Annotated in this window: 20 protein-coding genes and 1 riboswitch; of the genes, 10 read left to right on the plus strand and 10 right to left on the minus strand. The window is 70.2% G+C overall.

The window, feature by feature from the left end:
* Positions 1–63 precede the first annotated feature (63 nt).
* Positions 64–165: riboswitch (glycine riboswitch) on the minus strand.
* Between the two features lie 142 nt (positions 166–307).
* From A4R43_RS19340 to A4R43_RS19355, 4 genes are all read right to left on the minus strand, one after another.
* A complete protein-coding gene (locus A4R43_RS19340; RefSeq protein ID WP_113693619.1) occupies positions 308–1,075 on the minus strand; it encodes a 3-oxoacyl-ACP reductase in 768 nt (255 codons plus the stop codon).
* A 51-nt stretch (positions 1,076–1,126) separates the two neighbouring features.
* Positions 1,127–2,491 carry an aldehyde dehydrogenase family protein gene (locus A4R43_RS19345; RefSeq protein WP_113693620.1) on the minus strand — a complete coding sequence of 455 codons (1,365 nt, stop codon included), beginning with the start codon at positions 2,489–2,491 and terminating at the stop codon, positions 1,127–1,129.
* Positions 2,492–2,493: 2 nt separating this feature from the next.
* Positions 2,494–3,213: a gamma-glutamyl-gamma-aminobutyrate hydrolase family protein gene (locus A4R43_RS19350; protein ID WP_113693621.1), complete on the minus strand. Its 720-nt coding sequence runs from the start codon at positions 3,211–3,213 to the stop codon at positions 2,494–2,496.
* A 111-nt stretch (positions 3,214–3,324) separates the two neighbouring features.
* Positions 3,325–4,692: a glutamine synthetase family protein gene (locus A4R43_RS19355; protein ID WP_205215380.1), complete on the minus strand. Its 1,368-nt coding sequence runs from the start codon at positions 4,690–4,692 to the stop codon at positions 3,325–3,327.
* A gap of 198 nt (positions 4,693–4,890) precedes the next feature.
* Here A4R43_RS19355 and eat point away from each other — a divergent pair, with 198 nt between their 5' ends.
* Positions 4,891–6,336, plus strand: a complete 1,446-nt coding sequence (eat, locus tag A4R43_RS19360; RefSeq protein ID WP_113693622.1) for an ethanolamine permease — start codon at positions 4,891–4,893, stop codon at positions 6,334–6,336.
* Between the two features lie 64 nt (positions 6,337–6,400).
* On the opposite strand, the gene A4R43_RS19365 is transcribed toward eat, so the two are convergent.
* Complete coding sequence (locus A4R43_RS19365) at positions 6,401–7,579, minus strand: IS30 family transposase (protein ID WP_205215173.1); 1,179 nt, start codon at positions 7,577–7,579, stop codon at positions 6,401–6,403.
* Between the two features lie 85 nt (positions 7,580–7,664).
* On the opposite strand from A4R43_RS19365, the gene A4R43_RS19370 reads away from it, so the two are divergent.
* On the plus strand, positions 7,665–8,501 hold the full coding sequence (locus tag A4R43_RS19370; protein WP_236809126.1) for an amidohydrolase family protein: 837 nt from the start codon (positions 7,665–7,667) through the stop codon (positions 8,499–8,501).
* Here the strand turns inward: A4R43_RS19370 and A4R43_RS19375 are convergent.
* The 3 genes from A4R43_RS19375 to A4R43_RS19385 form a co-directional block, all read right to left on the minus strand.
* A complete protein-coding gene (locus A4R43_RS19375; RefSeq protein ID WP_205215381.1) occupies positions 8,485–8,967 on the minus strand; it encodes a DoxX family membrane protein in 483 nt (160 codons plus the stop codon). The genes A4R43_RS19370 and A4R43_RS19375 overlap by 17 nt on opposite strands.
* Before the next feature lie 92 nt (positions 8,968–9,059).
* Positions 9,060–10,052, minus strand: a complete 993-nt coding sequence (locus A4R43_RS19380; protein ID WP_113693624.1) for a Gfo/Idh/MocA family protein — start codon at positions 10,050–10,052, stop codon at positions 9,060–9,062.
* A gap of 36 nt (positions 10,053–10,088) precedes the next feature.
* The gene (locus A4R43_RS19385; RefSeq protein ID WP_113693625.1) at positions 10,089–11,078 is read right to left on the minus strand and encodes a LacI family DNA-binding transcriptional regulator; all 990 of its coding nucleotides are present in this window, start codon (positions 11,076–11,078) and stop codon (positions 10,089–10,091) included.
* Positions 11,079–11,198: 120 nt separating this feature from the next.
* Here A4R43_RS19385 and A4R43_RS19390 point away from each other — a divergent pair, with 120 nt between their 5' ends.
* The 8 genes from A4R43_RS19390 (at position 11,199) to iolD (ending at position 19,578) form a co-directional block, all read left to right on the plus strand.
* Positions 11,199–12,092, plus strand: a complete 894-nt coding sequence (locus tag A4R43_RS19390; RefSeq protein ID WP_113693626.1) for a sugar phosphate isomerase/epimerase family protein — start codon at positions 11,199–11,201, stop codon at positions 12,090–12,092.
* A 22-nt stretch (positions 12,093–12,114) separates the two neighbouring features.
* Positions 12,115–13,101, plus strand: a complete 987-nt coding sequence (locus tag A4R43_RS19395) for a sugar ABC transporter substrate-binding protein (protein WP_113693627.1) — start codon at positions 12,115–12,117, stop codon at positions 13,099–13,101.
* On the plus strand, positions 13,098–14,132 hold the full coding sequence (locus A4R43_RS19400) for an ABC transporter permease (protein ID WP_113693628.1): 1,035 nt from the start codon (positions 13,098–13,100) through the stop codon (positions 14,130–14,132). Before A4R43_RS19395 ends, A4R43_RS19400 begins: the two co-directional genes overlap by 4 nt.
* On the plus strand, positions 14,129–14,911 hold the full coding sequence (locus A4R43_RS19405) for an ATP-binding cassette domain-containing protein (protein ID WP_113693629.1): 783 nt from the start codon (positions 14,129–14,131) through the stop codon (positions 14,909–14,911). Before A4R43_RS19400 ends, A4R43_RS19405 begins: the two co-directional genes overlap by 4 nt.
* 170 nt (positions 14,912–15,081) lie before the next feature.
* A complete protein-coding gene (gene iolC / locus A4R43_RS19410; RefSeq protein ID WP_113693630.1) occupies positions 15,082–16,005 on the plus strand; it encodes a 5-dehydro-2-deoxygluconokinase in 924 nt (307 codons plus the stop codon).
* Positions 16,002–16,892, plus strand: a complete 891-nt coding sequence (locus tag A4R43_RS19415) for a Cgl0159 family (beta/alpha)8-fold protein (RefSeq protein WP_113693631.1) — start codon at positions 16,002–16,004, stop codon at positions 16,890–16,892. Before iolC ends, A4R43_RS19415 begins: the two co-directional genes overlap by 4 nt.
* Complete coding sequence (iolB, locus tag A4R43_RS19420) at positions 16,889–17,758, plus strand: 5-deoxy-glucuronate isomerase (RefSeq protein ID WP_113693632.1); 870 nt, start codon at positions 16,889–16,891, stop codon at positions 17,756–17,758. The genes A4R43_RS19415 and iolB overlap by 4 nt, the downstream gene beginning before the upstream one ends.
* On the plus strand, positions 17,755–19,578 hold the full coding sequence (gene iolD, locus A4R43_RS19425) for a 3D-(3,5/4)-trihydroxycyclohexane-1,2-dione acylhydrolase (decyclizing) (protein WP_113693633.1): 1,824 nt from the start codon (positions 17,755–17,757) through the stop codon (positions 19,576–19,578). Before iolB ends, iolD begins: the two co-directional genes overlap by 4 nt.
* Positions 19,579–19,969: 391 nt before the next feature.
* Here iolD and A4R43_RS19435 read toward each other — a convergent pair whose 3' ends face one another.
* Together A4R43_RS19435 and A4R43_RS19440 are read right to left on the minus strand one after the other, a co-directional pair.
* Positions 19,970–20,293 (minus strand): YciI family protein, encoded by a 324-nt coding sequence (locus tag A4R43_RS19435; RefSeq protein ID WP_113693635.1) that lies wholly within the window; start codon positions 20,291–20,293, stop codon positions 19,970–19,972.
* Positions 20,294–20,302: 9 nt separating this feature from the next.
* Positions 20,303–21,364 carry an NAD(P)-binding domain-containing protein gene (locus A4R43_RS19440; RefSeq protein WP_113693636.1) on the minus strand — a complete coding sequence of 354 codons (1,062 nt, stop codon included), beginning with the start codon at positions 21,362–21,364 and terminating at the stop codon, positions 20,303–20,305.
* Between the last annotated feature and the right edge of the window lie 5 nt (positions 21,365–21,369).

The following is a 21,369-nucleotide window of genomic DNA, read 5'->3' on the forward strand; positions in this document are numbered from 1 at the left end:
GAACGGGCTGCTGCTCACTGGAGCTCCTCGCGTCGGGCATGGGCATGGGGACCCACAGCTGGGAACTCCCCCTCTGTCATGGCACCTGAGAGTTTCACCGCGCGCTCGAGCGCGGCTTTCACCTTGGGTGAGGCGCGGGTGCGCCTGCTTTCCAGAGTGGCCTGGCCTGAAGCGGTGTGCTACCTGAGAGATTGCTGGGGAGTTTGCTCCTTCGGTGCCTCGTCCCGCGCGTCGTGACGCACGGCGAGAACTCTCCCGCTCCGGCTCGTGTCAGCCCGATGTGAAGTTGTGCTCCGGCGATCGTAACTCACAACGGGGTCACGTAGGCCCCCGAGATGCCGCCGTCGACCAGGAACTGCGAGGCTGTGATGAAGGACGCATCGTCGCTGGCCAGGAACGCCACCGCGGCGGCCAGCTCCTCCGGCTCGGCGAACCGCCCGAGCGGCACGTGCACCAGCCGCCGGGCCGCGCGCTCCGGGTCCTTGGCGAAGAGCTCCTTCAGCAGCGGGGTGTTCACCGGCCCCGGGCACAGCGCGTTGATCCGGATGCCCTCACGGGCGAACTGCACGCCGAGTTCGCGGGTCATCGACAGCACGCCGCCCTTGGACGCGCTGTAGGAGATCTGCGAGGTCGCCGCGCCCATCACCGCGACGAAGGACGCGGTGTTCACGATCGAGCCCTTGCCCTGGGCCTGCATGTGCGGGATGGCGTACTTGCAGCACAGGTACACCGAGGTCAGGTTGACCCGCTGCACCTTCTCCCAGGCTTCGAGGCCGGTGGTCAGGATGGAGTCGTCCTCCGGCGGGGAGATCCCGGCGTTGTTGAAGGCCACGTCCAGCGAGCCGTACTCGTCGACCGCGGTCTGGAACAGCGCCTTGACCTGCTCCTCGTCGGTCACGTCGGTGCGCACGAACAGGCCGCCGACCTCGTCCGCGGCGGCCTTGCCCGCGTCCTCGGCGACGTCGGCGATGACCACCTTGGCGCCCTCTTCGGCGAGCCGCCTGGCCGTGGCCAGGCCGATCCCGCTGCCCCCGCCGGTGATCGTGACGACCCGGCCGTCGAACCGCTGCACCATCTAGTTCTCCTCGGTGTTGTTTGCACGGGGGACGACCCCCGGACCCCCGAACTACTCGGAGGAAATGAACACGTTCTTGGTCTCGGTGAAGGCATCCAGCGCGTCGGGGCCCAGTTCACGGCCGAGACCGGACTGCTTGAAGCCGCCGAACGGCGTCCAGTAGCGCACCGAGGAATGGGAGTTGACCGAGAGGTTCCCGGCCTCCACGCCGCGTGACACCCGCAGCGCGCGGCCCACGTCCCTGGTCCAGATCGAGCCGGACAGCCCGTACTCGGTGTGGTTGGCCATGCGCACCGCGTCCGCTTCGCTCTCGAACGGCACCACGGCCACCACCGGCCCGAAGATCTCCTCGCCCGCCAGCGGGTGATCGAGGCCCGGCGGGGTGACCACGGTCGGCGGGAACCAGTACCCGGCGCCCTCCGGCGCGCTGCCGCGGAAGGCCACCGGAGCGTCGTCGTCCACATAGGACGCCACCTTGGCCAGGTGACCCGCCGAGATGAGCGGGCCCATCTCGGTCGACTCGGCGCCGGGATCACCGACCACCACCCCGCGCACCGCCGGTTCGAGCAGTTCCATGAACCGGTCGTACACAGTGGACTGAACCAGGATCAGCGAGCGCGCGCAGCAGTCCTGCCCGGCGTTGTCGAACACGCCGTAGGGCGCGGTCGCCGCGGCCTTCTCCAGGTCGGCGTCGTCGAAGACCACGTTCGCGTTCTTGCCGCCCAGCTCCAGCGTCACCCGCTTCACCTGGGCCGCGCAGCCCGCCATGATCTGCTTGCCGACCTCGGTGGAACCGGTGAACACCACCTTGCGCACCAGCGGGTGCTCGACGAACCGCTGCCCCACCACCGAGCCCTTGCCCGGCAGCACCTGGAACACGTCCTCGGGAATGCCCGCCTCACGCGCCAGCTCGGCGAGGCGCAACGCGGTCAGCGGGGTCAGCTCGGCGGGCTTGAGCACCACCGTGTTGCCCGCGGCCAGCGCCGGGGCGAAGCCCCAGCCCGCGATCGGCATCGGGAAGTTCCACGGCACGATCACGCCGACCACGCCGAGCGGCTCGTGGAAGGTCACGTTCAGCCCGCCCGGCACCGGGATCTGCTTGCCGATCAGGCGTTCCGGGGCGGCCGCGTAGTAGTGCAGCACGTCGCGGACGTTGCCAGCCTCCCAGCGCGCGTTGCCGATGGTGTGGCCGGAGTTGACCACCTCCAGCTGCGCGAGGTACTCGATGTCGTTGTCCACCGCGTCGGCGAACCGGCGCAGCAACCGGGCGCGGTCGCCCGGCGCCACCGCCCGCCACGACGGCAGCGCGGCGTGCGCCCGCCGGATCGCCGCGTCGGTGTCCTCCGCCGACGTCAGCTCGACCGAGCGCACGACCTGCTCGGTCGCCGGGTTGATGACCTCGAATGTGGTGCTCATGCCTAACCTTTCCCCGCTTCCGCCACCAGCGCGGCGAACAGCCGGAAGTCGTCCAGGTCCTGTTCCGGGTGCCACTGCACGCCCAGCACGAACCGGCCGGGGACCTCGACCGCTTCGATGGTTCCGTCGGCGGCCCAGCCCACCGCCTGAAGGCCCGCCCCGAGTTCGTCCACCGCCTGGTGGTGGTAGCAGCGGCACTTGGTGGTCGCGCCGAGGATCGCCGCGGCCCGGCTGCCCTCGGCGAGCCGCACGTCGGTCAGCCCGAAGGTGGCCACCGCCGGCTGGTGGTCGGTGGTGCCGATGCGGTCGGGCAGGTGCTGGGTGAGCGTGCCGCCGAAGGCCACGTTGAGCACCTCCATGCCGCGGCACACGCCCAGCACCGGCACGCCGTCGGCGAGCGCGCGGTCGAGCAGGGCGAATTCGAACGCGTCGCGCCCGGGCCTGGTCACCGTGGCGGGGTGCGCCTCCTGGCCGTACCGCGACGGCTCGATGTCGGCGCCGCCGACCAGGACCAGCCCGTCCAGCGCGGCCGCCAGTTCCGCGTGCCCGAAGCCGATCGGCGGCAGCAGCACCGGGATGCCACCGGCGCGCGTCACCGCCTCGACGTACCCGCCGTGCAGCACGGCGGCCTCGGTCTCCCACACCCCGAACGAGGTCCGTTCGAGATAGGTGGTGAGACCGATGAGCGGCCTGGAGTCGTTCGGCGGCTTGGTAGTCACCATCGACACCCCCTCGTCCGGAGTCGCGCGTTGCCCGATGTCACGAATGTGGCTTTCGAGACGCCTGGTGTCTCGAAAGCCACATTCGTGACACTCCGGCCTGGCGGCAGCGGCCTAGAGTCGTTCGAAACCACGTACTCGCTCCCAATCGGTGACCGCGGCGTCGAAGGCGGTCAGCTCGACCTTCGCCGCGTTCAGGTAGTGCTCCACCACGTCCTCGCCGAAGGCCGCGCGGGCGACCTTGCTGTCCGCGAGCAGTTCGGCCGCCTCGCGCAGCGTGGTCGGCACGGTCGGCTTGCCCGAGGTGTAGGCGTTGCCTTCGAGTTCCGGCTCCAGCGGCAGCTCGTTTTCGATGCCGTGCAGCCCGGCCGCGATCAGCGCGGCGACGGCCAGGTACGGGTTCACGTCCCCGCCGGGCACCCGGTTCTCCACCCGCAGCGACTGGCCGTGGCCGACCACCCGCAGCGCGCAGGTGCGGTTGTCGGTGCCCCAGGCGACCGCCGTCGGCGCGAAGCTGCCGGGCACAAAACGCTTGTAGGAGTTGATGTTCGGCGCGAAGAAGTAGGTCAGCTCCCGCAGGCACGCCAGCTGCCCGGCCAGGAAGTGCTCCATCAGCTGGGAAAAGCCGCCGGGACCGTCACCGGCCAGCACCGGCTCGTCCCCGTCGAGCGAGCGCAGGCTGAGGTGGATGTGGCAGGAGTTGCCCTCGCGCTCGTTGTACTTCGCCATGAAGGTCAGGCTCTTGCCCTCCTGCGCGGCGATCTCCTTGGCGCCGTTCTTGTAGATGCCGTGGTTGTCGCAAGTGGACAACGCGTCGGTGTAGCGGAAGGCGATCTCCTGCTGGCCGGGGTTGCACTCCCCCTTGGCCGACTCCACGTACAGCCCGGCACCGGACATCGCGTTGCGGATCCGCCGCAGCAGCGGTTCCAGCCGCGCGGTGCCGAGCATGGAGTAGTCCACATTGTACTGATTGGCCGGGGTCAGCTCGCGGTAGCCGGACTTCCACGCCTGCTCGTAGCTGTCCTCGAAGACGATGAACTCCAGCTCGGTGCCGACGTAGGCGCCGAGGCCGCGTTCGGCCAGCCTGGCCAGCTGCTTCTTCAGCACCTGCCGCGGCGAGACGGTGACGTCACCGCCCTGCACCCATTCCACGTCGGCGAGCACCATCGCGGTGCCCTCCTGCCACGGCACCAGCCGCAGCGTGCCGAAGTCCGGCCGCAGCACGCAGTCGCCGTAGCCGCGTTCCCACGACGAGATGGCGTAACCGTCGACGGTGTTCATGTCCACGTCCACCGCGAGCAGGTAGTTGCAGGCCTCGGTGGCGTGCGGCACCACCTCGTTGAGGAAGTACTCGGCCGCGCAGCGCTTGCCCTGCAACCGGCCCTGCATGTCGGTCATCGCCACCAGGACGGTGTCCACGGTGCCGTTCTCGACCAGCCCTCGCAGCTCGTCGAGCGTCAGCATGCCCTTGCGTTTGCCCATCGACGACACCTCTCCGTCCCGTACAGCCAATGGAACTGTACAGACCCATTGAACCACCTTGGTACCGGTGCACCGGGGCGAAGTCAACCGGCTTCCGGGCGCCTTGACAAACGCGGGGCGATGGCCGAACCTCGGACAACTTCAAAGGACTGTCCAGGCATCCATTGGGAGGCCGGACGCAACCCGCAGGGAGTCCAGATGGCCGAGCAGCGGCACCACGGCAAGGTCGAGTACAACCAGGTCGGCGCCGACTACCTCAGGCAGAGACAGCTCAAACGCGGGGCCGCCGGCTGGCTGCTGCTGGCCGGGCTCGGTGTTTCCTACGTCATCTCCGGCGACTTCGCCGGGTGGAACTTCGGCTTGGAGAAGGGCGGCTGGGGCGGCCTGCTGATCGCCACCGTGCTGATGGCCGTGATGTACGGCTGCATGGTGTTCGGCCTGGCCGAGATGTCCTCGGCGCTGCCGGTGGCCGGCGCGGGCTACGGCTTCGCGCGGCGCGCGCTCGGCCCGCTCGGCGGGTTCGCCACCGGGGTGGCGATCCTGATCGAGTACTCCATCGCGCCCGCCGCGATCTCCATCTTCATCGGCGGTTACGTGGAGACGCTCGGCCTGTTCGGGCTGACCAACAGCTGGCCGGTGTACCTGGTCTGCTACCTCATCTTCATCGGCATCCACCTGCGCGGGGTCGGCGAGGCGCTGCGCGTGATGTTCGTGATCACCGCGGTCGCCGTGGTCGCGCTGGTGCTGTTCGTGGCAGGCATGGTGCCGAAGTTCGACGGCGGCAAGCTGTTCGACATCCCGGCGACCGACGCGTTCGGGGCGTCGTCGTTCCTGCCGTTCGGCCTGACCGGCGTGCTGGCGGCGCTGGTCTACGGCATCTGGTTCTTCCTGGCCGTCGAGGGCGTGCCGCTGGCCGCCGAGGAGGCCCGCGACCCGAAGCGCGACATGCCGCGCGGCATCATCGCCGCGATGGGCGCGCTGGTGGTGTTCGCCGCGCTGATCCTGCTGCTGGCCCCGGGCGGGGCCGGGTCGGCGGCGCTGGCCGGGTCGAACAACCCGCTGGTGGACGCGGCGAAACTGGCCTACGGCGGGGACAACTGGCTCAGCCAGGTGGTCAACTACGTGGGGCTGGCCGGGCTGGTCGCGAGCTTCTTCTCGATCATCTACGCCTACTCGCGGCAGTTGTTCGCGCTTTCGCGGGCGGGTTACCTGCCGCGGTGGCTGTCGAAGACCGGCAAGCGGAAGGCCCCGTACCTGGCGCTGATCGTGCCCGGCACGATCGGTTTTGTGCTGGCGTTCAGCATCGGCGACGGCGCGCTGCTGATCAACATCGCGGTGTTCGGCGCGACGGTTTCCTACGTGCTGCTGAACCTTTCGCACATCGTGCTGCGGAAGCGGGAGCCGGACCTGGAGCGCCCGTACCGCACGCCGGGCGGGGCGTGGACCACCGGTGTCGCACTGGTGCTGGCCGCGGCGGCGGTGGTCGCCACCTTCCTGGTCGACGTGCTGGCCGCGGCGATCACCGGCGGCATCTTCGTGCTGGCGCTGGCGTACTTCTGGTTCTACAGCAGGCACCACCTGGTGGCGAACGCACCGGAGGAGGAGTTCGCCGCCATCTCGGCGGCGGAGTCGGACCTGGCCTGACCGCCCCCGTCCCTGTCACGAATGTGGCTTTCGAGACGTTTGGCGTCTCGAAAGCCACGCGGGCTCAAGCGGTGGTTGCAACGGGGGACTGTCCGGACAGTACTCGGTTGAGGGATTGGGCTGGGGTGAGCCAGCCCAGGGTGTGGCGGGGGCGTTCGTTGAGTTCGGCGGCGACGGCGGCGAGGTCGTCGGCGGTGTGCCTGGTCAGGTCGGTGCCTTTGGGGAAGTACTGGCGGAGCAGGCCGTTGGTGTTCTCGTTGGTGCCGCGTTGCCAGGGTGAGTGCGGGTCGCAGAAGTAGATGGCCATGTCGGTGGCCAGGGTGATCTCGGCGTGGCGGGCCATTTCGTTGCCGCGGTCCCAGGTCAGCGAGCGTCGCAGCTGGGCGGGCAGGGTGGTGATGGTGGCGATCATCGCGTCGCGGACGTGCTCGGCGGTGTGACCGTGGGGCAGGTGCAGCAGCAGCACGAACCGGGTGGACCGCTCCACCAGCGTCCCGATCGCGGAGCTGTTGCCGGCGCCGAGGATCAGATCGCCTTCCCAGTGCCCGGGCACCGCGCGGTCGGCGGCCTCGGCCGGGCGCGCCGAGATCGGGATCGGGCCGGGCAGCCGGGGCGGCAGGTGGCGGCGGGCCTGGCCGCGGGGACGGCGCAGCGCCCGCCCGGTCCGCAGGCACGCGGCCAGCTCACGCCGTAACGCGCCCCGGCTCTGGACGTAAATGGCCTGGTAGATCGTCTCGTGCGACACCCAACGCTCCGGCTGATCGGCAAAAGCGAGCTTGCGCGCGGCCGCGATCTGCCCGGGCGACCACCGCTTCTCCAGCCGAGTCTGCACCCACGCCCGCAGCCGGGCGTCAACAGCCAGCTTCACCGGTTTCGGACGCCGCGCCCGCACCCGCGCCGCGCTGTCGGCAACCACCGCCCGATACGCCACCGGCCCACCATGACGAGCCACCTCCCGGCTCACCGTCGACGCCGCCCGCCCCAGCCCCCGAGCGATCCTGCGCAACGACCACCCCGCACACAACCCCCGCGAGATCTCCTCCCGCTCAGCCAACGACAAATACCGCCCGCCCAGCGCACACGGCGCGTTCCCGATCACCCCACCAGCCTGCGCGAACCACCGCCGCCCCGTCTCATGCGACACACCCGCCAACCCCGCCGCCGGCCGCACCGCCCACCCCGCCCGCACCAACCCCCAAAACCGCACCCGAACATCACGACCCAGCACCATCACAACTCCCATCAACAAGGGTGTTGCAACAACCACTGGAATCCACCCCACATTCGTGACATCGGCGGCCTCGCGTCGGCGGCTTAGCATGGACGGCATGGACCGCGGCACGATCGGCCTGCCGGAGATCATCGACGCCTGGATGCAGCAGCCGGGCGCCCGGTTCATGGCCGAGCCGTGGCTGGACACCGTGCTCCGCTGGACCGGCACCGCCCGGCTCGCGCCGCCGCTGCAGGAGACGCTGTCCGAGATGGACAACGCGGGCGTGCGTGCCGGGCTGCTGTCCGCGTGGTACTCGCCCCGCGGCCCGCTGATCACCAACGACGAGGTCGCCGCGGTGGTCGAGCGGCACCCCGCCCGGTTCGCCGGCATCGCCTCGGTGGATCTCGCCGACCCGATGGGCGCGGTCCGCGAGATCCGCCGCTGCGTGCGCGACCTCGGCTTCGTCGGCGTGCGCGTGGTGCCGTGGCTGTGGAACCTGCCGCCCAACGACCGCCGCTACTACCCCGTCTACGTCGCCTGCGTGGAGCTCGGCGTGCCGTTCTGCACGCAGATCGGGCACACCGGGCCACGGTGCCCGTCCGAGCCCGGCCGCCCGATCCCCTACCTGGACGAGGTGCTGCTGGACTTCCCGGAGCTGGTGGTGGTCGGCGGGCACGTCGGCTTCCCCTGGCTGAACGAGGTGCTCTCGCTGGCGATGAAGTACCCGAACTTCCACATCGACACCTCCGCCTACGCGCTGCACCGCCTGCCCGCCGAACTCGCCGACTACGCCAGGGGCCGCGGGCGCACGCGGGTCCTGTTCGGCTCCAACTACCCGATGATCACGCCGGGCGCCTGCCTCAAGCAGCTCGACAAGCTCGAACTGGGGCCCGAGGCGAAGGAGTTGTTCCTCGGCGGCAACGCCCGGCGGATCTTCAATCTGCAGCTTTGACCGCGAGCCGGTCGGTGAGCACGAACCGCGCCCCCAGCGCGCTCGCCGCGACCACCAGCCCGGCCGCCGCCAGCACGATGTCCTTGACCACGTACTGCGCTTCCAGTGTGGGCGCGCCGGGAAAGAGGTCGGTGAAGAACAGCACCAGCGGCGACATGATCCCGATCAGCGAGGCGCCGAGCACCACCAGCCCGGTTTTCAGGAACCGGCCGGTGACCAGCGTGAGCCCGATGACGCATTCGGCCACCGCGGTGACCAGCAGCGCGCCCTGACCGGACAGCACGCCGAACGACAGCGTTTCCAGCGTGCGCACCACCAGTTCCTGCGCCGGGCTCACGCCGGGGAAGAACTTCAGCACGCCGAAACCGAGAAAGATCAGGCCGAGGCTCACCCGGAGCACGTCCACGCTGTGCGCGGCCAGCCAGCGGCGGGCCGCCGTCTTCCGCTCCCCAGTAATGACAGTCATTTTTCGCATCCCGTCTCGTCGATTCGCGTTGACTCGACGAGATTCGCGGAACGGGCGCCGTCACCGCGTCCGCCCGGCGGCGGCACCGCGGGCTACGCCGTGACGCGTACCGGCCGGTTTTCCCGGCGCGACAGGTCGCACGCCTCGGCGATGTGGAAGGCGGCCAGCGCGTCGCCGACCGTGCACGGGCTGAGGATGCGCCCGGCGACCACCTCGGTGAACGCCTCCAGCTCACGGACGTACGAAGCGCGGAAGCGCTCCATGAACCCGGGGTACGCCGGGCCCGACGGCCAGCCGACGCCCTCCTCGACCGAGGTCAGCGGCAGCCGTTCGTCCATGCCGACGGCGATGCTGCCCGACGAGCCGAGCACCTCCAGCCGCACGTCGTAGCCGGCCGCGTTGTACCTGGTCAGCGAAACGGTGGCGAGGGTGCCGTCGTCCAGGGTGAGCACCACGGCGGCGGTGTCCACGTCCCCGGCGGCGGCGAAGAACTCGGCGCCCCGGTTGCCGCCGGTGGCGTAGACCTCGGTCACCTCGCGCCCGGTCACCCAGCGGATGATGTCGAAGTCGTGCACACCGCAGTCGCGGAACAGCCCGCCCGAGCCGGGCACGTACGCCGCGGGCGGCGGCGCCGGGTCCAGCGTGGTCGCGCGCAGCGTGTGCAGCCAGCCCAGTTCACCGGTGGTGACCGCCTGCCGAGCGGCGGTGTAGCCGGGGTCGAACCGCCGCTGGAAGCCGATCTGCACCGGCACCTCGGCTTCGGCTACGCGGTCCACCACGGCCTGCGTGCCCGCCACGTCCCCGGCGACCGGCTTCTCGCAGAACACCGGCACGCCCGCGGACACCCCGCGGATGATCAGCTCGGGATGCGCGTCAGTGGCGGCGGCGATGACCAGGCCGTCCAGCCCGGCGGTGAACAGTTCGTCGATGCTGCCCGCCGCGTCGACCTCCAGCTTGGCCGCGGTCGCCCGCGCGCGTTCGGTGTCGGCGTCGGCGACCACCACGGAGGTGACGCCGGGCAGCTGCTTGAGGATGTCGGCGTGCGCCGAACCGATCCGGCCGGTGCCGGCGAGTCCAAGCCTCATCTTCAGAAGATCTCCTAGAGAGAGCAGGGGAAAGTACTAGTTCCGGGGCGCGGCGGTGGTGCCGCGCACCACCAGCGAAGGGTGGAGCAGGTGCCGCATCGGCTCGTCCCGCTCCCCGCGCACCCGTTCGAGCAGCGCCTCCACGGCGAGCCTGCCCAGCTCCAGCCGCGGCTGGTCCACCGTGGTCAGCCAGACGTGCCGCAGCGCGGCCAGCGAGGTGTTGTCGTAGCCGACCACGGAAACGTCCTCCGGCACGCGGAAACCGGCCTCTTCGAAGGCCGAGATGGCGCCGACGGCGTTGAAGTCGTTGCCCGCGATCACCGCGGTGGGCAGCTCGCGGGAGTCCACCGAGCTGAGCAGCTCGCGCACCGCCTTCTCCCCCGCGGTGTCGGTGTGCTCGCTGCGCACGATCCGCGGTTCGAGGCCGTGCCGCGCCATCGCCGCGCGGTAACCGCGGCGGCGGGCGGCCGCACTGGCCGCGGAACCGCCGTCGAAGTGCACGATCCGCCGGTGCCCGCGATCGACCAGGTGGTCCACCGCCAGCGCCACGCCCGCCGTGCCGTCGTCGTTCACCGTGTCCACAGTGGACAATCGGGAGGTGCGCGAAACCAGGACCAGTGGGCACTGTTCAGCGGCCTTTTCCACGGCGGCGGCGGAAAGCACCGGGGAGAGCAGCACGACTCCCGCTGGGCGGAAGGACAGCAAACTGCGCAATGCCGCCTGCTCACGCGCGGGACTGCGCGATCCGGTGTTCAGGATCAGGTTGAAACCGGCGGCCTGCGCGGCCGAATCCAGCCCTTCCACCACGTCGGCGAAAAAGGCGTTCCGCAGATCGGAAACCATCACGCCGAGCACCGTGGACGTGCGGCTGGCCAGCGATCTGGCCATCACGTGCGGCTGGTAACCCAGTTCGTCGGCGGCTTTGAGCACCGCGGCCCGCCGTTGTTCGCTCACCTTCGGCGAATTGCGCATGACCAGGGAAACCAGCGCTCTGGACACGCCGGCTCTCGCGGCCACGTCCTCCATCGTCGGTCGCACCGGCGCAGCCTCCCGCCCCCTTGACACCAATGACCGGAAGGCTACACGATTAGAGCGCTCTAACCAATAGCGCGCCAGCGTCAACATCCACGCCCAGATTGGTCACCGATGACAACCGATCCGGAATTCAAGATCGCCGCGGCACCGATCTCCTGGGGGGTGTGCGAAGTTCCCGGCTGGGGCCGGGTGCTCGACGCCCCGGTGGTGCTCGGGCAGATGTCGGAACTCGGCGTGAAGGCCACCGAACTCGGCCCGCCCGGTTATCTGCCAAGGGATCCGGCGCGCCTGCGGGAATTGCTCGGCGCGCACGATCTTCGCCTGATCGGCGGTTTCCTCGCGGTCGCGCTGCACACCGACCCGGCCGCCGCGGTGGCCGCCGCCGAGGAGTCCGCCGCGTTGTTCGCCGCCTGCGGGGCCGAGGTGCTCGTGCTCGCCGCCGCCACCGGGCTCGACGGCTACGACGAGCGCCCCGAGCTGACCGCCGCCGAATGGCGCACGCTGGTCGACACGGCGGCCAAGATCCGGGACACTGCCGCGGCGCACGGTTTGCGCACCGTGCTGCACCCGCATGTGGGGACGCACGTGGAGACCGAGGCCGAGGTGGAGAAGTTCATCGCCGACTCCGACCTGCCGCTGTGCCTGGACACCGGGCACCTGCTCATCGGCGGCACCGATCCGGTCGCGCTGGCCAGGCGCTTCCCGGACCGGATCGGGCACCTGCACCTCAAGGACGTCAAGGCGGACCTCGCCGAAGCCGTCCGCGCGGGCGAACTGGCCTACACCGACGCGGTGGGCCAGGGCATCTACGTGCCGCTCGGCGACGGGGATGTCGACATCGAAGCCATGGTGCGGTTCGTCCACGAGGCGGGCTACACCGGCTGGTACGTCCTCGAACAGGACACCGCGCTGGGCCCGGACAGCCCCGACGGCGTGCCCAAGCGGGACACCGCGCGCAGCCTGGCCCATCTCGACCAGATCGTCAGCCGATTGGCGGCTGCGTAGCCCGGACAGCGAGGATTCGACAATGACGTCCCATCGCTCAGGAAGGCTCGGCCTGGTGGCCGTGGGAGCGGCACTGCTGCTCGCCGCGTGCACCGGGCCCGCCGCGGAGGACCCGTCCTCCGGCAGTGGCCAGGAGGTGCCTGCCGAGACCGGACCGTTCCGGATCGCGGTCATCTCCCACGGCACCGCCGGCGACGCGTTCTGGAACGTGGTCAAGAACGGCGCCGAGGACGCGGGCAGGCAGCTCGGCGTCCCGGTGGAGTACAACTCGGACGGAGACCCCGGCAACCAGGCCAAGCTGATCGACAACGCGGTCGCGCAGCGCGTCGGCGGGCTGGTGGTCTCCATGCAGAACCCCGAGGCGGTGCGGCCGTCGATCGAGAACGCGGTCCGCGCCGGCATCCCGGTGGTCACCATCAACTCCGGCGAGGAGCAGAGCGCGGCCTACGGCGCGCTGACCCACGTCGGCCAGAGTGAAGGCGTCGCCGGTGAGCAGGCGGGCCGCAAGTTCAAGGAGGCAGGCAAGACCAAGCTGCTCTGCGTGATCCACGAAGCGGGCAACATCGGGCAGAACCAGCGCTGCGACGGCGCCGCCCGCGGCTTCGGCGCCGCCGAGCGGTTGCAGGTGGACATCAGCAACCCGACCGACGTGCAGGCCCGCATCCGCGGCGCGGTGCAGACCGATCCGTCGATCGACGCGGTGCTCACGCTGAACTCCCAGGTGGCCGCGAACGCGGTGAACGCGATCGAGCAGGTGCAGTCACAGGCGCAGGTGGCCACCTTCGACCTGAACGCCGACGTGGTGTCCGCGATCAAGAGCGGTGACGTGCTGTTCGCGGTCGACCAGCAGCAGTACGAGCAGGGTTACCTGCCGATCGTCTTCCTCAAGCTGTACCGGGACAACCGGAACGTGGTCGGCGGCGGCCGTCCGGTGCTGACCGGACCCGACCTGGTCGACAAGTCCACTGTGGACCAGATCGGCGCCTACGTGGAACGGGGTACCCGATGACCGCGACAACGCTCGACGAACGGGTGGGCCGCACCCGGCTGGCCGACCGGCTGGTGGTGCGCCCGGAGATCGGCGCGCTGCTCGGCGCGGTGGTGGTCTTCGCCTTCTTCAGCATCACCGCCGACCAGTTCCTCACCGGTGACGGCGTGGCCACCTGGCTGGACGACGCCTCCACGCTCGGCATCATGGCGGTGGCAGTGTCGCTGCTGATGATCGGCGGTGAGTTCGACCTGTCGGCCGGCGTGATGACCGCGTCCACCGCGCTGGTCACCGCGATACTGGCCACCCAGGCCGGCTGGAACGTCTGGCTGGCGCTGCTGGCGTCACTGGTGTTCGCGCTCGGTGTCGGTGCCTTCAACGGGTGGCTGGTGATGCGCACCGGGCTGCCCAGCTTCATCGTCACCCTCGGCACCTTTCTCGCCCTGCAGGGGCTCAACCTCGGCGTGACGCGGCTGGTCACCGGCACCGTGCAGGTCTCCGGCATGCGCAGCGCGGAGGGTTACGCCTCCTCCGGCTTCGTCTTCGCGTCCACCGTGGACATCGGCGGCACCAAGTTCCAGATCTCCATCCTGTGGTGGCTCGGCTTCGCCGCGGTGGCGGCCTGGCTGCTGGTGCGCACCCGGTTCGGCAACTGGATCTTCGCCGTCGGCGGCTCGCCGGTCAGCTCCCGCGCGGTCGGCGTGCCGGTCAAGCGCACGAAGATCCTGCTGTTCATGACCACCGCGCTGGCGGGCTGGCTGGTCGGTTCGATCAACATCCTGCGCTTCGCCAGCGTGCAGGCCAACCAGGGCATCGGGCTGGAGCTGCAGTTCATCATCGCCGCGGTGGTCGGCGGCTGCCTGCTCACCGGCGGCTTCGGCTCGGCGATCGGCGCCGCGATCGGCGCGCTGATCTTCGGCATGGCCCGCCAGGGCATCGTGTTCTCCCGCTGGGACAGCGACTGGTTCATGTTGTTCCTCGGCGTGATGCTGCTGGCGGCGGTGCTGGTGAACAACACCTTCCGGCGGCGAGCGGAAAGGGTGCGGCGATGACGCCTTTGATCGAGGTCACCGGCATCGGCAAGACCTACGGCAGCGTGATCGCGCTGCGCGACGTGTCCACCGTGGTCAACGCGGGCGAGGTGACCTGCGTGCTCGGCGACAACGGCGCCGGGAAGTCCACCCTGATCAAGATCCTGGCCGGGGCCCACCAGCACGACAGCGGCGAGTTCAAGGTGGAGGGTGAGCCGGTGCGGTTCGGCTCCCCGCGAGAGGCGCTCGACCGCGGTATCGCCACGGTGTACCAGGACCTGGCCGTGGTGCCGCTGATGAGCGTGTGGCGGAACTTCTTCCTCGGTTCCGAGCCGACCAAGGGCTTCGGCCCGATCCGGTGGCTGGATCGCAAGCAGGGCAAGGAAACCACCAAGAAGGCGCTGGCCGAGATGGGCATCGACCTGCGTGACGTGGAGCAGCCGGTCGGCACGCTGTCCGGTGGTGAACGGCAGTGCGTGGCTATCGCGCGCGCCATCCACTTCGGCGCGAAGGTGCTGATCCTGGACGAGCCGACCGCCGCGCTCGGTGTCAAGCAGGCCGGGGTGGTGCTCAAGTACGTGGCGCAGGCCCGCGACCGCGGGCTCGGCGTGGTGCTGATCACCCACAACCCGCACCACGCCTACCCGGTGGCGGACAGGTTCCTGCTGCTCAAGCGCGGTGCCCCGCTCGGCGCGTACGAGAAGTCCGAGATCGACATCGCCGAGCTGACCCGGCAGATGGCGGGCGGCGCGGAACTGGAGGCGCTGGAGCACGAACTGCGGTCGGTGGAGGCGCCTTGAGCTCAGTGGTCACGATCGGAAGTCTGCCGGTGGTCTCGGCGGCCCAGCTTCCCGCTGGACGCACGGCCGGAAGACCCGAGTACAACACCGGTACGCAGGTCTCCCGGCCGCACGCCCAGCGAAAACCTGGATCCACCGAATACCCCCAGCGGACTTCCGATCGCAACCACTTGGAGGCGCTGACCATCGGACGGGTCGGGGTCGACCTGTACCCCGAGCAGAGCGGCGTGCCGCTGGCCGGGGTGCGCAGCTTCGCCAAGTCGCTCGGCGGCACCGCGACCAACGTCGCCGTCGCCGCCGCCCGGCTCGGCAGGCGCACCGCGGTCCTGACCAAGGTCGGCCCGGACGGCTTCGGCGACTACGTGCGGTCGGCGCTGTCCGAGTTCGGGGTGTCGCCGGAACACGTCGGCACGGCCGAAGGACTGCAGACGCCGGTGGTGTTCTGCGCGCTCGACCCGCCCGAGGACCCGCCGCTGCTGTTCTACCGCTCCCCCATCGCACCCGACCTGACCATCGGCGAGCAGGACGTGCCGTGGGACGTGGTCGACGAGGTGCCGCTGCTGTGGGTCACCGGGACGGGGGTGTGCACCGAGCCGGCCAGGGCGACGCAGCGCCGGATCCTCCAGCGCCGGGCCCGTCGCGGGCACACCGTGCTGGACCTCGACTACCGGCCGATGTTCTGGCCGGACGTGGCGACCGCGCGGGCGGAGATCGGCTGGATGCTCGACCACGTGACGGTCGCGGTCGGCAACCGGGCCGAGGCGGAGGTCGCCGTCGGCACCGGCGATCCGGACGAGGCCGCGCGGCGCATGCTCGAGCGCGGGGTCCGGCTGGCGGTGATCAAGAAGGGCGCCGACGGGGTGCTGGTGGCCACCCCGGACGGGTCGTGGACGGTGCCCCCGCAGCGGGTCGAGGTGGTCTGCGGGCTCGGCGCCGGTGACGGTTTCGGCGGTGCGCTGATCCACGGCCTGCTGTCCGGCTGGGACCCGGTGCGCATCGCCACCTACGCCAACGCGGCGGGTGCGCTGGTCGCCTCCCGGCTGGCCTGCGCCGACGCGATGCCGACCGCGGCGGAGATCGAGGAGATGCTGTGACGCTGTCTGACGAGCGCTGGCGTGCACTGCTGCGCCTGCGTGCGACCGATCCGGGGGCGATCAACCGCGCCTATGCCACGCGGCGCCGCCGGGAACTGCTGTCCGAGAACGGCACGCTGTTCCTGGTCGCCGCGGACCATCCGGCCCGTGGGGCGCTGGGGGTCGGCGGTGATCCGACCGCGATGGCGGATCGCCGGTCGCTGCTCGACCGGCTGCTGACCGCGCTGGAAAACCCGGCGGTGGACGGCATTCTCGGCACACCGGACGTGGTCGAGGAACTGCTGCTGCTCGACGCGCTGCACGACAAGGTGGTCATCGGTTCGATGAACCGCGGTGGGCTGGCCGGCGCGGACTGGGAGATCGACGACCGGTTCACCGCCTATTCGGCCCGGTCGATCGCGGACTTCCGGCTCGACGGCGGGAAAATGCTGTTGCGGCTGGTCGATTCGGATCCGGGGACGGTGCCGACGCTGCAGGCCAGTGCGGAGGCGGTGACCGAGCTGGCGAGCTACGGCCTGATGGCGATGGTCGAACCACTGCCCTATCGCCGGGACGGGGCCGGAAAGCTGGTGCTGCAACGGGATCCGGCGTCGCTGGCGCGTGCGGTGACGGTGGCGTCCGGGCTGGGTGTGACCTCGGCGTACACCTGGTTGAAGCTGCCCGCGCCGGAGGATTCGGTGATATTGGACGCGACCACGCTGCCGGTGGTGGTGCTCGGCGGTGTGCCGTCGGGTGATCCCGCGGCCGACTTGGCTTCCTGGGGCGCGGCCCTGCGTCACGACGTGGTGCGCGGGCTGGTGGTCGGCCGTTCCCTGCTCTACCCGCCCGACGGTGACGTGGCTGCCGCGGTCGCCGCGGCGGCGGAGGTATTGGAGAAGTCCCAGTGAGTGAACTGCACCGACCGAACGGCACGCTCGCGGACGGGGACGACCCGGTTCGGCTTGGCCCGGAGGACGCGGGCTGGAACTACACCGGGCTCCGGGTGTTGCGGCTCGCCGCCGGTGCGTCGCGGGTGATCGAGACCGGCGAGTTCGAGGCGTTCGTGCTGCCGTTGTCCGGCGGGTGTTCGGTGGAGGTCGACGGCTCGCGGTTCGCCTTGCAGGGCCGGGACTCGGTGTTCACCAGGGTGACGGATTTCCTGTACGTGCCTCGGGACGCTTCGGTTGCGTTGTCCACTGTGGAGGGATGCGAGCTGGCGCTGCCGATGGCTCGGTGCACGCGGCGGCTCACGCCGAAGTACGGTCCGGCCTCGGAAGTACCGGTCGAGGTGCGCGGAGCCGGGCAGGCCACGCGGCAGGTGACCAACTTCGGCGTGCCAGGGGTGTGGGACCACGCCGACAAGCTGAACGCCTGCGAGCTGATCACACCCGACGGCAACTGGTCGTCGTACCCGCCGCACAAGCACGACGAGGCCACCGAATGCGAGGTGGTCAACGAGGAGATCTACTACTTCCGGATCAGCGGCGAAGGCGGCTTCGGCTTCCACCGGACCTACACCGCCGACGGCTCGCTCGACGAGGACGTCGCGGTGCGTGACGGCGACGTGTTCCTCATCCCGCGTGGATACCACGGGCCCTGCGTGGCGGCGCCCGGATACCCGATGTACTACCTCAACGTGCTGGCCGGGCCCGCCGCCGAGCGGTCGATGGCCTTCTGCGACGACCCGGCGCACACCTGGATCCGGGAGAGCTGGGCGGGGCAGCCGCTCGACCCGCGGTGCCCGGTCACCTCGGCGGAAGGACCGGTACGGTGAAGCTGACCACCTCCGAAGCGCTCGTCCGCTGGCTGCTCGCCCAGCGTTCCGAAACGCTGGCCGGTGACGAAGTTCCGTTGTTCCCCGGGGTTTTTGCCATCTTCGGGCACGGGAACGTGCTCGGCATCGGGACGGCGCTGAGCCGGTACCGCGACGAGCTGCCCGTCTGGCGCGGGCACACCGAGCAGGGCATGGCGCTGGCGGCGACCGGGTTCGCGAAGGCGGCCGACCGGCGTCAGGTGGGCGTGGTGACGTCGTCGATCGGGCCCGGGGCGCTGAACATGGTGACCGCGGCCGGGGTCGCGCACGCGAACCGGTTGCCGCTGCTGTTGCTGCCCGGCGACACCTTCGTCAGCCGGGCCCCGGATCCGGTGCTGCAGCAGATCGAGCCCTTCGGCGACGCGACGGCCACGGTGAACGACGCGTTCCGCGCGGTCAGCCGGTACTTCGACCGGATCACCCGGCCGGAGCAGCTGATTTCGACCCTGCCGCAGGTCGCGCGGGTGCTGACCGATCCGGCCGAGGCGGGGCCGGTGACGCTGGCGTTGCCGCAGGACGTGCAGGCGGAGACTTTCGATTTCCCGGATTCCCTGTTCGAGCCCGTGGTTCATCGGGTGCGGCGGATTCGGCCGGATACGCGGGAGCTGGCTGCTGCGGCGGCTGCTTTGCGTGCTTCCGATCGCCCGCTTCTTGTGCTCGGGGGCGGGGTGCGGTATTCGGGGGCTGGGGCGCGGGCGCTGGATTTTGCTTCGCGGTATGGCATTCCGGTGGTGGAGACCACGGCTGGACGGACTCTGGTGCCGCACGATCATCCGTTGTACGGGGGTCCGCTGGGCGTCACTGGTTCTTCGTCGGCGAACGCGCTGGCGGCTGAGGCGGATTTGGTTTTTGCGGTTGGTACGCGGTTGCAGGACTTCACGACGGCCTCGTGGACGGTCTTCGGGCCAGGCGTGAAGCTGGTGACTCTGAACGCGGCGCGGTTCGACGCGGTGAAGCACGGGGCGCTGGCCGTGGTCGGGGATGCCGAAGCTGGTTTGTCCGAATTGGACCTCGGGGACTGGCGTGTTTCTTCGTCGTGGTCGGGGCGGGCGGCTTCGGAACGTGCCCGGTGGGACGCGCATGTGTCGTCGTTGCGCTCGGCTTCGGGTGAGCCGACGTACGCGCAGGTCGTCGGGGTGGTGAATGATCTTTCGTCGCCGGATGACTATGTGATGACGGCGTCCGGCGGCCTGCCGGGCGAGTTGATCGGCGGCTGGCGCGGAAGCGGTCAGGTGAGCATGGACGTCGAGTACGGCTTCTCGTGCATGGGCTACGAGCTGGCCGGGGCGTGGGGCGCGGCGATGGCGTTGCCGGATCGGGTGGTGACCACGCTCCTTGGTGACGGTTCGTACCTGATGCTGAACTCGGAGCTGTTCTCCGCGGCCTTCGCCGGACACCCGTTTGTGGCGGTCGTCTGCGACAACGATGGGTACGCGGTGATCGCCAGGTTGCAGGAGGGGCAGGGCGGGGAGCCCTTCAACAATCAGTACGCCGATTGCCGGACTTCGCACGCGGACCCGCCACGTGTCGACTTCGCCGGGCATGCGGAAGCGTTGGGGTGCTTGGTTTTCCGTGCTTCCTCGGTGTCGGAGTTGCGGTCGGCGTATGCGCGGGCGCGGGAGGCTTCCGTATCGTCCCGGCGACCGGCTGTGGTGGTCATCCGAACCCGCCCGGATGCCTGGACCGAGTCCGGGGCCTGGTGGGAAGTCGGCGTGCCCGAGTCGCTGGCGGGCCGCGAGGGTTATGAGGCCGGTAAGGCGGCGCAGATTCGCTACGCGTGAAATGAGGGAGGTGCCCACCCCGCTATTTGATTGTGCGAGGTTCCCGGGGGAACCTCACTCCTTTCTCTTTCTCCAACTCGGCCACCCGCTTACGCAACGCCCGTTCCTGATCCACACCACCGCAGGCAACGGGATACCAGCGTCGGCCCGTGGGAGCGCGCCGTACAGGTCGCGGCCGCTCCACAGGGCGTCCACGCCGAAGCGATGGATCTTCAGATCGCTGTGCGAATCGCCGCTGATCAGCCGGATCGCGAACGCCCACCAGTACCGGAGCGGGCCGGACTTCACGAGCATCGTGCGGCTGGTCCCCCGGTGGGTCCTGGGCCCCTGCCCGGCTGCGCCAGACAGCACCGGCCGGTGATTTTTTCCGCCCTTGTGACAGTCCGTCGCGTTATGAATCCACGAGCGGCCTGATCTCGATCAGGCCCAGCTCCGCCACCGGGTGGTCGGCGGCGATCTCCACCGCTTCGTCGAGGTCGGCGCACTCGATCACGCAGAACCCGCCGATCTGCTCCTTGGTCTCGGCGAACGGCCCGTCCGAGCGCAGCACCTCGTCACCGCGCACACGCACGGTCACCGCCTCGTCCGGCGGTCGCAGCGCGACACCCGAGCGGAGCACACCCCGGCGCTCCATCCGCTCGGTCCAGCCACCGCAGCCCTCGAGCTTCTCCGCCTCGGAACCCTCTTCGCCGCCGATCATCAGCAGGTAGCGCATTGCCCCTCCTCAGCCCAGTAACCGCCGCACCTCGTTGACGGCGCTGCGGCCCGCCCGGTTCGCCCCGACAGTACTGGCCGACGGGCCGTAACCCACCAGGTGCAGCCTCGGCTCGGCGACCACGCGCGTGCCGTCCATCCGGATCCCGCCGCCGGGACCACGCAGGTGCAGCGGCGCGAGGTGGTCCAGAGAGGCGCGGAAACCGGTGCCCCACAGGATCACGTCGGCGGCGCGTTCGGTGCCGTCGGCCCAGGTGACGCCGCGCGGGGTGATGCGGTCGAACATCGGCTTGCGGTCGAGGATCCCGGCGTCGCGCGCGGCGCGGATCTCCGGGGTCAGCGCCAGCCCGGTCACGCTGACCACGCTCTCCGGCGGCAGGCCCTGACGCACGCGGCGTTCGACCTTCGCGACGGCCTCGCGACCCCAGTCCTCGCTGAACGGGCCTTCGCGGAACACCGGCGGGCGACGGGTCACCCAGATCGTTTCCCTGGCCAGCGGCGCGATCTCCAGCAGCTGCTGGATCGCCGAAGTACCACCGCCGACCACCACCACGCGCTGCCCGCGGAACGCTCCGGGGCCGGTGTAGTCGGCGGTGTGCAGCTGACGCCCGGCGAAGGTCTCCTGGCCGGGGTAGTGCGGCCAGAACGGCTTGTCCCAGGTGCCCGTCGCGTTGATCACCGCACGCGCCGCCCAGGTCTCGGCGGCGCCGGCCACCAGGAGGCGGTTGTTTTCGCCCTCGCGGACCTCGAGCACGTCGACCGGGCGGCGCACCGGCAGGTCGAAGGTGCGCTCGAACCGCTCGAAGTACTCGGGCACCACCTCGCTGGCCGGGCGGCTGCCGTCCGGCGTGCCGAAGCGCAGGCCGGGCAGGTCGTACAGGCCGTGCACCTTGCTCAGCACCAGCGACGGCCAGCGGTACTGCCACGCGCCACCGGGCCGCTTCGCGTGGTCGAGCACCACGAAGCCGGAGCCGTTGGCGAAGCCGGTGCGGCGCAGGTGGTAGGCGGCAGACAGGCCCGCCTGCCCCGCGCCGATGACCACCACGTCGGTGGTGTGATCCGCCCCGTTCATGCCAG

Origin of the sequence: Amycolatopsis albispora (assembly GCF_003312875.1) — a bacterium.
GTDB lineage: Bacteria > Actinomycetota > Actinomycetes > Mycobacteriales > Pseudonocardiaceae > Amycolatopsis > Amycolatopsis albispora.

What these genes read in the sequence shown, in the direction of transcription:
- A4R43_RS19370 (WP_236809126.1), top strand. Translation starts at nt 7,665, where the DNA reads ATGGACCGCGGCACGATCGGCCTGCCGGAGATCATCGACGCCTGGATG.
- A4R43_RS19405 (WP_113693629.1), top strand. Translation starts at nt 14,129, where the DNA reads ATGACGCCTTTGATCGAGGTCACCGGCATCGGCAAGACCTACGGCAGC.
- A4R43_RS19390 (WP_113693626.1), top strand. Translation starts at nt 11,199, where the DNA reads ATGACAACCGATCCGGAATTCAAGATCGCCGCGGCACCGATCTCCTGG.
- A4R43_RS19340 (WP_113693619.1), bottom strand. Translation starts at nt 1,075, where the DNA reads ATGGTGCAGCGGTTCGACGGCCGGGTCGTCACGATCACCGGCGGGGGC.
- A4R43_RS19355 (WP_205215380.1), bottom strand. Translation starts at nt 4,692, where the DNA reads ATGGGCAAACGCAAGGGCATGCTGACGCTCGACGAGCTGCGAGGGCTG.
- A4R43_RS19395 (WP_113693627.1), top strand. Translation starts at nt 12,115, where the DNA reads ATGACGTCCCATCGCTCAGGAAGGCTCGGCCTGGTGGCCGTGGGAGCG.
- A4R43_RS19440 (WP_113693636.1), bottom strand. Translation starts at nt 21,364, where the DNA reads ATGAACGGGGCGGATCACACCACCGACGTGGTGGTCATCGGCGCGGGG.
- eat (WP_113693622.1), top strand. Translation starts at nt 4,891, where the DNA reads ATGGCCGAGCAGCGGCACCACGGCAAGGTCGAGTACAACCAGGTCGGC.
- A4R43_RS19375 (WP_205215381.1), bottom strand. Translation starts at nt 8,967, where the DNA reads ATGACTGTCATTACTGGGGAGCGGAAGACGGCGGCCCGCCGCTGGCTG.
- A4R43_RS19385 (WP_113693625.1), bottom strand. Translation starts at nt 11,078, where the DNA reads ATGGAGGACGTGGCCGCGAGAGCCGGCGTGTCCAGAGCGCTGGTTTCC.
- A4R43_RS19350 (WP_113693621.1), bottom strand. Translation starts at nt 3,213, where the DNA reads ATGGTGACTACCAAGCCGCCGAACGACTCCAGGCCGCTCATCGGTCTC.
- A4R43_RS19435 (WP_113693635.1), bottom strand. Translation starts at nt 20,293, where the DNA reads ATGCGCTACCTGCTGATGATCGGCGGCGAAGAGGGTTCCGAGGCGGAG.
- A4R43_RS19345 (WP_113693620.1), bottom strand. Translation starts at nt 2,491, where the DNA reads ATGAGCACCACATTCGAGGTCATCAACCCGGCGACCGAGCAGGTCGTG.
- A4R43_RS19365 (WP_205215173.1), bottom strand. Translation starts at nt 7,579, where the DNA reads ATGGGAGTTGTGATGGTGCTGGGTCGTGATGTTCGGGTGCGGTTTTGG.
- A4R43_RS19400 (WP_113693628.1), top strand. Translation starts at nt 13,098, where the DNA reads ATGACCGCGACAACGCTCGACGAACGGGTGGGCCGCACCCGGCTGGCC.
- A4R43_RS19380 (WP_113693624.1), bottom strand. Translation starts at nt 10,052, where the DNA reads ATGAGGCTTGGACTCGCCGGCACCGGCCGGATCGGTTCGGCGCACGCC.